This window comes from Kitasatospora cheerisanensis KCTC 2395, assembly GCF_000696185.1.
GTDB classification, from domain to species: Bacteria; Actinomycetota; Actinomycetes; order Streptomycetales; family Streptomycetaceae; genus Kitasatospora; species Kitasatospora cheerisanensis.
This window is the reverse complement of record NZ_KK853997.1, coordinates 930,340-940,404: the sequence shown is the minus strand read 5'-3', so window position 1 is coordinate 940,404 and position 10,065 is coordinate 930,340. Positions and strand designations below refer to the sequence as shown.

Sequence of the window (10,065 nt, the reverse complement as noted above, 5' to 3'; positions counted from 1 at the left end):
CGGGCACCACGCCCAGCGCGGCATGCCCCGAATGCGCCCGGTCGGCCGCCACCACCCCCACCAGCACCCGCCCGCAGTGCACCGCGGCCCCGGACAGCCCCGCCCACGGCGAACCCGCCTCCCAGGCGGGCGGACGGGCGTCCAGATCGACGACGTACCGGTTGCCGACGAAACCCGTCCCCGGATTGATCCGCCCGCCAACTGCACCGCCTCGACCGCCCGTTGCGGCCGCTGCGCCACCTCCGGTACGCCCCAGGTCTCGCACGCCGCCCCGGGCCGCCGCGTCACCAGCCGTCCCCAGCTCACCGGCCCGGCCGGCGCACCCCACGCCGCCCCCTCCTCGACCAGCACCAGCGCCGCGTCGTCCCGCCGCCCGGCGACCCGGCCCACACCACCGTCCCGCCCGCCGTCCCCGGTCGACCGGGACGGAACACCTCCACCCGGGCGCCCACCGGCCCCACCACGTGCGCCGAGGTCAGCACCAGGCGCCCGCCCACCGCATACCCCGACCCCGGTCCGCCGGCCCCCGTCACCGCCGCCAGCCGCTCCGTCTCCACCCGCCCAGCCCCCTGACGCCCCGTCACGCACCGCCGTCCCACTCTAGGCGGCGCCCGCGTGCTTACCGGCCCCCGGGCACGCCGCTGGCTAGCCTGGCGGAATGAGCGAGCAGCACAGCGGGCGGCGCCGGCGGCCGCACTACCGGGCGTTGTCGCCGCTGCGGGAACACCTGCGCGAGTCGTTCTGGTTCGCGCCGCTGGTGGCCTGCGTCGGGGCGGTGCTGCTGGCCGGCCTGACCGACCTGATCGACCGGGAGATCTTCGCCGAGGCCACCGCCGAACAGACCGCCGACACCCTGCTGTCCTTCGCCTCGGCGGCCAAGAGCGTGGTGTCCACGGTCAGCTCCGCGATGCTCACCTTCATCGGCGTGGTGTTCTCGATCTCCCTGGTGTCGCTCCAGATGGCGGCCGGCCAGATGAGCCCCCGGGTGCTGCGCCTGTACGTGCGCAGCCGGCTGACCAAGGCGACCTTCTCCACCTGCCTGGCCACCTTCGTCTTCGCGCTGCTGGTCCAGCTCGGCTACGACGAGACCACCGACCCGACCCGCGCCGTCTCCGTCCCGATCGTGTCGACCGTCGTCGCGCTCGCCCTGGTGCTGCTCAGCCTCGCGCTGTTCGTGCTGTACGTGCAGGCGACGCTGCGGCTGCTGCGGGTGCCGCACGTGATCGACCGGGTCACCCGCGAGTCGATGCAGGTGCTGACGGCCTACCGGTGGCTGGCCCCGCCGCCCGGCCAGGAAGCCGCCGAGCGCCCCGAGGACCCGCCCGACGGGCCCGCCCCGCAGGGGCCGGTGCTGCTGCACGAGGGCCGGGCGGGCGTGCTGCGCGACGTCAACATCCGCCGCCTGGTGCGGGTGGCCCGGCGGCACGGCACGGTGCTCCACCTGGTGCCCCGGATCGGGGACTTCATCGCGCCCGGCACCCCGACCGTGCTGGCCGCCGGCGGCACCGCGCCCCGGCCGCGCCGGATCGCCTTCGCGCTGAACGTCGGCGTGGACCGCACCATGCACCAGGACCTCAGCTTCGGCTTCCGCCAACTCGTCGACATCGCCATCCGGGCCCTCTCGCCGGCCGTCAACGACCCCACCACCGCCGTGCAGGCCGTCGACCGGATCCACCAGCTGCTTGCCGTCCTCGCCCCGCTGCCCGTCGGCGAGCTGCGCCACCGGGACCGGGACGGCGCGGTGCGGCTGGTGCAGTCGGTGCCCGGCTGGGAGGCGACGGTGGACCTGGCGTTCACCGAGATCCGGATCTGCGGCGCCGGTCAGCCCCAGGTCACCCGCCGCCTCACCGCCGCCCTCGACGACCTGCTGCGGATCACCCCGCAGCCGCGCCTCCCCCCGCTGCTGACCCAGCGCCGACTGCTGGAACGCGCGGTCGACGCGGCCGTCCCGGACGAGCACAACCGGGCGTTCGCCCTGGCACCCGACCGCCAGGGCATCGGCTGAGCGGGCGCCCCGCACAACCCCGCACACCCCGCACGACCCTGCCCACCCCCGAAACGACCGATCCGCCCGGGCACGAGGCGCGGACGGATCGGCGGAAGCGGGTGCGGAAAGCGCTTACCTGGCGGATGCGGAAAGCGCTTGCCCGGCGCGTGCGGAAAGCGCTTACCCGGCGGTGCCCCGGTTCAGCGAGGCCAGGTACTTGTTGTACGCCGCCAGCTCGGCGTCGCCGTCGCGGTCGGCGGCCCGGTCGCGGCGGCGGGCCTGCCGCTCCTCGGACTTGGCCCACTGGAGGGTGAGCGCGATCAGCACGATCGCGGTGGGGATCTCGCCGAACGCCCAGGTGATGCCGCCGGCCAGCTGCTGGTCGGCGTGCAGGTCGGTGCCGAGCGGGGCCATCTCCTTGGAGAAGGTGGTGACCAGCTGGCCGGAGGCCATCATCACGGCCACGCCGAAGAAGGCGTGGAACGGCATGCCCATGAACAGCTCGATGATCCGCATCACGAAGCCGGGGCGGTGCGGGCCCGGGTCGACGCCCATGATCGGCCAGAAGAACAGCATGCCGACCGCGAGGAAGTGCAGCATCATCCCCAGGTGCCCGATCCGGTACTGCATCAGGAAGTCGAACAGCGGGGTGAAGTAGAGCACGTACAGGCTGGCGATGAACGCCGGGATGGTGAACGCCGGGTGCGAGATGATCCGCACGTACGTGCTGTGCAGCAGGGCGACCAGCAGTTCGCGCGGGCCCTTGCCGCTGCCCTTGCGGGCCGGGCGCAGCGCGCGCAGCGCGAGGGTGATCGGGCCGCCGAGCAGCAGCAGGATCGGCGACAGCATGGACAGCACCATGTGCTGCATCATGTGCGCGCTGAACAGCACCATGCCGTAGTCGTTCAGCTTGGTGTTGGTGACCAGGAGGACGGTGCCGACGCCGGCCGTCCACGCCACCGTCCGGCCGATCGGCCACTTGTCGCCGCGGCGCCACAGCCGGACCGCCCCGGCCAGGTACAGGCCGAGGAGCAGACCGCAGAACACCAGGTACGGCCAGTCCGGCGACCACTCCATCGCCCGGGAGAAGGTGAACGGCGGCAGGGGGCCCCCGCCGTGGTGATGCATCCCGGTCATGCCGTCGCCCATCGGGCGGCCCCGCTTTCGTCCATGCCGTCCGGCGCCGCGCTGCCGCGGCACCCGTGGTCCGGTCCGGTGCGCGCGGTCCCGGCGGGGCCGGGTCCGGTTTGCTCCGGTTTCGTTTTGTTCGGACCCAGCCTAGGCGGCGCTTACGGAAGGGCCGCCAGCGCCCCCGGAGCTCGGGCACCGGCGGCCGTGGGAATCTTGCGACGGCCGTCCGAGGTACTTGTCGGATTGTCGGCCGGGGGCACGCTGATCGTGGCTGCTAGGGATGCGGAATATGAAGAAGAGACCACCATCCTCCTCGCCCGACGGGCGCGCGCCACGCGGCCCGGCAGCCCGCCTCGCCACCGCCGCGCTGTCCTTCGCCGTCGCCGCCGCCCTGCCCCTGTCGCTGAGCGGCTTCGCGACGCCCGCGCGCACGCCCGGACGGCGGCCGCCCCCGCCGCGCAGGCGCAGCCGCGGGCCCTGGGCACCCCGCTGCTCACCGAGACCTTCAAGCAGGCCACCGCCCCGGAGTTCTCGGCCGTCGGCCCGGCCTGCCTGACCGGCGCGGCGCCGGTGGGCTCGCCGCCCGGGAGCGGGAACCACCCGCTGCTCGGCTGCCCGCCGGCCGTCGGGCCGGTGCCCCCGAACAACGCGGCGCCGGACGGCTTCCTCCGGCTGACCGACGCCGGCTACTTCCAGAGCGCCGCCGTGATGTACGACCACGCCCTCCCGGCCGGGCAGGGCCTCGACGTCACCTTCGACCAGTACCAGTACGGGAGCACCACCCCGGCCTCGCCCGCCGACGGCATCTCCTTCTTCCTGGTGGACGGCGCCGCCGCGCTCACCCACCCCGGCGCGTACGGCGGCAGCCTCGGCTACGCCCAGATCCGCCAGGCCGACATCCCGACGAACCCGCTGCTTCCGGGCGTCGACCACGGCTACCTCGGCGTCGGCCTGGACGTGTACGGCAACTTCTTCGGCGACGGCGAGGAGCGCGGCAACGGCTGTCCCCAGCGGGCGCCGGCCCGGACCCCGTGGCCGCCGCCCGGGCCGAACATGGTCACCCTGCGCGGGCCGGGCAACGACGTGGTCGGCTACTGCTTCCTGACGGCCACGACCAGCAACTTCACCACCACCGGCCCGTGGCCGTCGACGCTGCCGGGGATGCTGCACGGCCCGTCGACCGTGATGCCCCCGGGCGTCACCCCGGTGGAGGCCGAGGAGATCCTCGAACCGTCCCGCCGCCAGGTGAACGTGCACATCACCGCCGGGGCCAACCCGACGGTCACCGTGACGATCGACTTCAACGACGGCACCGGCCCGCACCAGGTGCTGTCCACGCCCGCGCCGCTGCCGATCCCGGCCACCTACAAGTTCGGCTTCGCCTCGTCGACCGGCTCGTCCACCGACGTCCACCTGATCCGCAACGTGGTGGTCTCCAGTGACGTGCCGCTTCCCCAGCTGAACCTGGTGAAGCAGGTCAGGCTGCCGCTGCCCGGCGACCTCGCCCCGGGTTCGCAGGTGCCGTACGACTTCGTGGTGACCAACGCCGGCAACACGGAGATCACCGGACTGGTCGTCAACGACCCGGAGATCGGCCCGGTCTCCTGCCCGGTGACCACCCTCGCGCCCGGGCAGACGATCACCTGCACCGCCACCTACACCGTCACCGCGGCCGACGCGGCGAACGGGTCGATCGACAACACCGCCATCGCGACGGGCACTTCCGGCGGTGACGAGGTCACTTCGCCGCCGTCCTCGCAGAGCGTGCCGCTGGAGAAGCCGCCCGCCCTGGAGATCGTGAAGAACGTGGTGACGCCCGGGCCGTACTCGGTCGGGCAGACCGTCACCTACTCGTACACCGTCCGCAACACCGGCGGGGTGGAGCTGAGCGGCATCCAGGTGCACGACGACCACGTCACCGGCATCACCTGCCTGGCCACCACGCTGGCGCCGGCGGACAGTCCCGGGGACAGCACCACCTGCACCGGCAGCTACACCATCACCGCGGCGGACGGGACGACCGGCTCGGTCACCAACACCGCCACCGCGAAGGGCACCACCAACGGGCAGACGGTGACCTCCCCGGAGACCGACCTGACCGTTCCGGTCGGCACGCCGCACCTGACGCTGACGAAGCAGGTGGTCTCCAGCGGCCCGTACCACGTCGGGTCGACGGCCGACTACTCCTACACCGTCACCAACAGCGGCACCACCGAGCTGCACAGCCTGACGGTCACGGACACCCGGGTCTCCGGCGTCACCTGCGACGCGACCACGCTCGCCCCCGGTGCGAGCACCACCTGCCACGGCACGTACACGGTCACCCAGGCCGACATCGACGACTGCCTGGACGCCGACAGCGGCGCCACCCAGTGCGTCATCGCCAACACGGCGCGGGCCGGGGCGGTCGACCCGCAGAACAACCCGATCGCCAGCGACCCGGCCGACGCCAGCATCACCGTCCCGGTGCCGGCCCCGCAGCTGGCGCTGGTGAAGCAGGTGGACTCGGCCGGCCCGTTCGAGGTCGGGTCGACGGTCGCCTACTCGTACCGCGTCACCAACACCGGCAACACCGCGCTGAACGACCTGACCGTCACCGACGACCACGTCACCGGCATCACCTGCGACGCCACCACCCTCGCCGCGGGCGCGACCACCACCTGCCACGGGACGTACACCGTCACCCCGCAGGACCTGGTCTGCGACCAGCCCGACCCGAACAGCTGCCGCGTCGTCAACATCGCGGTGGCGTACGCGGCGGACCCGGCCGGCAACCAGGTGGTCAGCGAGGAGACCACGGCCACCATCACGGTGGTCCGCAGCGCGCCGGCGCTCAGCCTGATCAAGCAGGCGGACCTGCCCGGCCCGTTCTTCACCGGCGACACCGTCACCTACTCCTACACCGTCCACAGCTCCGGCAACACGGCCCTGCACGGACTGTCCGTCACCGACAACCGGGTCACCGGCATCACCTGTGACGCCACCACCCTCGCCCCGGGCGCGACCACCACCTGCCACGGCTCGTACCTGGTCACCCAGGCCGACGTCGACGCCTGCGGCCAGACCACCCCGTGCCTGGTCGTCAACACCGCGACGGCGCACGCCACCGACCCGACCGGCAACCAGGTCGACAGCGAGGAGGCGCGGGCCTCCGTCGAGGTGCGCGCGCACGCGCCCGGCCTCACCGTCGCCAAGCGCGCCGACGAGCCCGGCCCGTTCCGGATCGGCGACACCGTCCACTACACCTACACCGTCGCCAACACCGGGACGACCGAGCTGACCGGCCTGACCATCAGCGACAACCGGATCACCGGCATCACCTGCGACGCCACCACCCTCGCCCCCGGCGCGACCACCACCTGCCACGGCAGCTACACGGTCGCCGCCCAGGACCTGGTCTGCGACCGGACCGACCCCGACTTCTGCCACGTCACCAACACCGCCGCGGCCCACGCGACGGACCCGACGGGCCGTCAGGTCGACAGCGACGAGACCACGGCGACCATCGCGGTGAACCAGCAGGCCCCCGCGCTGAGCCTGACCAAGACGGTCGACGAGCCCGGGCCGTTCGCGGTCGGCGACACCGTCCACTACACCTACACCGTCCGCAACACCGGCGACACCGAGCTGCACGACCTGTCGATCGTCGACAACCTCGTCACCGGCATCACCTGTGACGCGACCACCCTCGCCCCCGGTGCGAGCACCACCTGCCACGGCACCTACACGGTCGCCGAGCAGGACCTCCGGTGCGAGGACGAGCACCGCGGCGGTGGCGGCGGTGGCGGCGGTGGCGGCGGCGGCGGTGGCGGTGGTGGCGGTGCCAAGGCCTGCCACATCACCAACACGGCCGTGGCCGTCGCCTACGACCCGTCCGGCCGGCAGGTCAGCAGCGGGTCGGCCTGCGCCACCATCACCGTCTGCGTGGAGCGCGAGCACGGCTGGAAGGAGGAGCAGACCGCGGGCCGCCTCGGGAGCTGAACCCCCGAGCCCCGACCGGTAGTTCCCCTGTCGTGCCCCCTCCGGCCCCGCCGGAGGGGGCACGAGGCCTATGCGGCGTGCCCCGGCCGCGGGAGGGCAGCGACGGCGAGGGCCCACGGGTAGGCCCCGACGTCCCCTGGTCCGGCGGGTGAGGGATGTAGCCGCCCTCGCCGAGGAGCACCGTCACCCCGGCCTCCCGCAGGGTGGTGACGCTGCGTCGGACGGCGGGTGGGCGGCCAGGGCGGTGTTGAAGTGCGGCAGCGCGACGATGGGCAGGCGCAGGCCGATCCCTTCGGTCAGCACGCCGAGCGCGAGGGTGTCGCACGTCCCGGCGGACCACTTGTTGAGCGTGTTGGCGGTCAGCGGAGCGACCAGCACGGCGTCCGGCGGGGGAACCCCGTTCGACTGCGACGGCAGCCCGAACCGGTGGCGAACGGGGTGCCCGGTGAGCCGCCGCAACTCCTCCAGCGAGCCGGGACCGTCCTGTTCGGCCCACCGGTGTGCCGAGGGCGTGAGGATGAGGCAGACGTCCCAGCCGGCCCCTTGGGCGGCTCGGACGCCGACGTCGATGTGGCACACCGGCGGGGCGGCGCAGCCGATCAGGTAGAGGGTGCGGGCGGTCATGCGGGTAGTTCAGCACGGCGCGCGGGCCTGCGGCCGGGACGCGCCCGGCGGTCAGTCCTTCGGCACCAGGACGTTCTCGTTGCGGCGGCCGGCCGCGAAGTCGTCGATGTTGCGGGCGGTGGCGTCGATGATCTGGCCGACCGCGGTGCGGGTGAAGTAGGCCTGGTGACTGGTGACCAGGACCTGGGGGAAGGTGATGAGGCGGGCCAGGGTGTCGTCGGTGATGCCCTGGATCGATCGGTCGGTGAAAAAGACGCCGGTCTCCTCCTCGTACACGTCGAGCCCGACCCCGGACAGCCGGCCGGAGCGCAGCGTCTCGACCAGGGCGGCGCTGTCGAGGAGGCCGCCGCGGCTGGAGTTGATCAGGATCGCGTCGTCCTTCATGCGGGCCAGCGCCGCCGCGTCGATCAGGTGGTGGGTGGCCGGGAGCAGCGGGACGTGCAGGCTGATCAGGTCGGCGCGGCTGAGGAGTTCGGGCAGTTCGGTGTACGCCATGCCGAGCTCGACGCAGGCCGGGTTGGGGGCGATGTCCCAGCCGAGCAGGGTGGTGCCGAAGCCGGCGGCGATCCGGGCGAAGCACTCGCCGATCTTGCCGGTGCCGATGACGCCGACCGTCATGCCGTGGATGTCGCGGCCGAGCAGCCCGTCGAGCCGGAAGTCGAACTCGCGGGAGCGGTTGGCCGCCCGGGTGAGCCGGCGGTTGACGGCGAGGGCGAGCGCCCAGGCGTGCTCGGCGACCGCGTACGGGCTGTAGTGGGAGACCCGGGCGACGGTCAGGCCGAGGTCGGCGGCGGCGTCGAGGTCGATGTTGTTGAAGCCGGTGGAGCGCTGGGCGACCACCTTGGTGCCGCCCGCGGCGAGCACGGCGAGCGTCCCGGCGTCGAGGACGTCGTTGACGCTGCTGCTGACGGCGGGGTAGCCGGCGGCCAGCGGGGCGGTGTCGCGGTTGAGGAACACGGCCAGGGTCCGCAGGGCGTGCCGGCCCGCGAAGGCCTGTTCCAGGAGCGGCTGTTCGTCTGCTTGGACGCCGTACGCGAGGATCTCCATGCGGTGAAGGCTAGGCCCCCGGGGCGAGCGCGGCGGACCGCGACGCGCCCCGGGGCCGGACGGGCCGTCAGATGACGGTCTCGGCCTCCAGGTAGCGGTCGGCCGGGACGGTCTTCAGCTCGGCGACGGCCTCGCCCAGCGGCACCAGCCGGATGTCGGTGCCCTGCAGGGCGGTGATGTGGCCGAACGCGCCCTTGTGGGCGGCCTCGACGGCGTGCCAGCCGAAGCGGGTGGCGAGCACCCGGTCGTAGGCGGTCGGGGTGCCGCCGCGCTGGGTGTGGCCGAGGATCACCGGGCGGGCCTCCTTGCCGAGGCGGTGCTCCAGCTCGCGGGAGAGCTGGGTGGCGATGCCGGTGAACCGCTCGTGGCCGTACATGTCCTTGGTGCCCTCCTCCCACGGCATGGTGCCGGGCTCGGGCTTGGCGCCCTCGGCGCACACCACGATGGCGAACTTCTTCTGCCGGTCGAAGCGTTCGCGCACCACCTCGGTCAGCTTGTCGATGTGGAACGGGCGCTCCGGGACGACGATGGCGTGCGCGCCCGCGGCCATGCCGGCGTTCAGCGCGATCCAGCCGGTGTGACGGCCCATCACCTCGACCACCATGACCCGCTGGTGCGACTCGGCGGTGGTCTTCAGCCGGTCCAGCGCGTCGGTGGCCACCGACACGGCGGTGTCGAAGCCGAAGGTGACGTCGGTGCAGGCGATGTCGTTGTCGATGGTCTTCGGCACGCCGACCACGGGCAGGCCCGCGTCGCTCATCAGCTTCGCGGCCTTCAGGGTGCCCTCGCCGCCGATCGGGATCACCGCGTCGATGCCCAGGTCCGCGCAGTAGCGCTTGGCGCGCTCGACGCCGTCGCGCAGGTGGCTCGGCTGGACCCGGGAGGAGCCCAGGATCGTGCCGCCCTGGGCGAGGATGCCGCTCACCGATTCGAGCGTCAGCGGACGGTGCACGCCCTCCAGGAGACCGCGCCAGCCGTCCTCGAAGCCGATGATCTCGTCGCCGTGGTCGACCACCCCCCGGTGGACCACGGAACGGATGACGGCGTTCAGGCCGGGGCAGTCACCGCCACTGGTCAGGACACCAATACGCATTGCTTTGCCAACTCCCGAGCAGGATTCGGACGGCCGGACTGGTGGGTGAGAATCGGACATCGCGCCCGAATCGGACCTGCTGCACAGCATACGGTTCCTGCGTCCGGCCGGGCCGAAACCGACGCGGGGGCGGCTTCCTCGACGCACCACACGTAACTGCGACCCGACCGCCGAGGAGGGTGTTGCGCCCGGGCTCTCCTTA

General features: G+C 73.0%; 6 protein-coding genes and 1 pseudogene. 2 read left to right on the top strand and 5 right to left on the bottom strand.

Translation table 11 applies throughout. The annotated features are described in order from the left end of the window. Positions 1-328: pseudogene (locus tag KCH_RS43200) on the bottom strand (hypothetical protein); the annotation flags it as partial. Positions 329-658: 330 nt separating this feature from the next. On the opposite strand from KCH_RS43200, the gene KCH_RS04105 reads away from it, so the two are divergent. Continuing rightward, on the top strand, positions 659-2,005 hold the full coding sequence (locus KCH_RS04105) for a DUF2254 domain-containing protein (protein WP_035859087.1): 1,347 nt from the start codon (positions 659-661) through the stop codon (positions 2,003-2,005). Between the two features lie 162 nt (positions 2,006-2,167). On the opposite strand, the gene KCH_RS04100 is transcribed toward KCH_RS04105, so the two are convergent. Then, positions 2,168-3,115 (bottom strand): cytochrome c oxidase assembly protein, encoded by a 948-nt coding sequence (locus tag KCH_RS04100; RefSeq protein WP_035870718.1) that lies wholly within the window; start codon positions 3,113-3,115, stop codon positions 2,168-2,170. Positions 3,116-3,385: 270 nt separating this feature from the next. Here KCH_RS04100 and KCH_RS04095 point away from each other — a divergent pair, with 270 nt between their 5' ends. Beyond that, positions 3,386-7,099 (top strand): DUF7507 domain-containing protein, encoded by a 3,714-nt coding sequence (locus KCH_RS04095; protein ID WP_157031885.1) that lies wholly within the window; start codon positions 3,386-3,388, stop codon positions 7,097-7,099. 183 nt (positions 7,100-7,282) lie between these two features. On the opposite strand, the gene KCH_RS04090 is transcribed toward KCH_RS04095, so the two are convergent. The 3 genes from KCH_RS04090 to KCH_RS04080 all read right to left on the bottom strand — a co-directional run bounded on the left by KCH_RS04090 (position 7,283) and on the right by KCH_RS04080 (position 9,863). Then, positions 7,283-7,723: a flavoprotein gene (locus KCH_RS04090; protein WP_244305138.1), complete on the bottom strand. Its 441-nt coding sequence runs from the start codon at positions 7,721-7,723 to the stop codon at positions 7,283-7,285. A 51-nt stretch (positions 7,724-7,774) separates the two neighbouring features. Beyond that, positions 7,775-8,770 carry a 2-hydroxyacid dehydrogenase gene (locus tag KCH_RS04085; RefSeq protein ID WP_035859085.1) on the bottom strand — a complete coding sequence of 332 codons (996 nt, stop codon included), beginning with the start codon at positions 8,768-8,770 and terminating at the stop codon, positions 7,775-7,777. Positions 8,771-8,837: 67 nt separating this feature from the next. Then, the gene (locus KCH_RS04080) at positions 8,838-9,863 is read right to left on the bottom strand and encodes a 6-phosphofructokinase (protein ID WP_035859083.1); all 1,026 of its coding nucleotides are present in this window, start codon (positions 9,861-9,863) and stop codon (positions 8,838-8,840) included. Between the last annotated feature and the right edge of the window lie 202 nt (positions 9,864-10,065).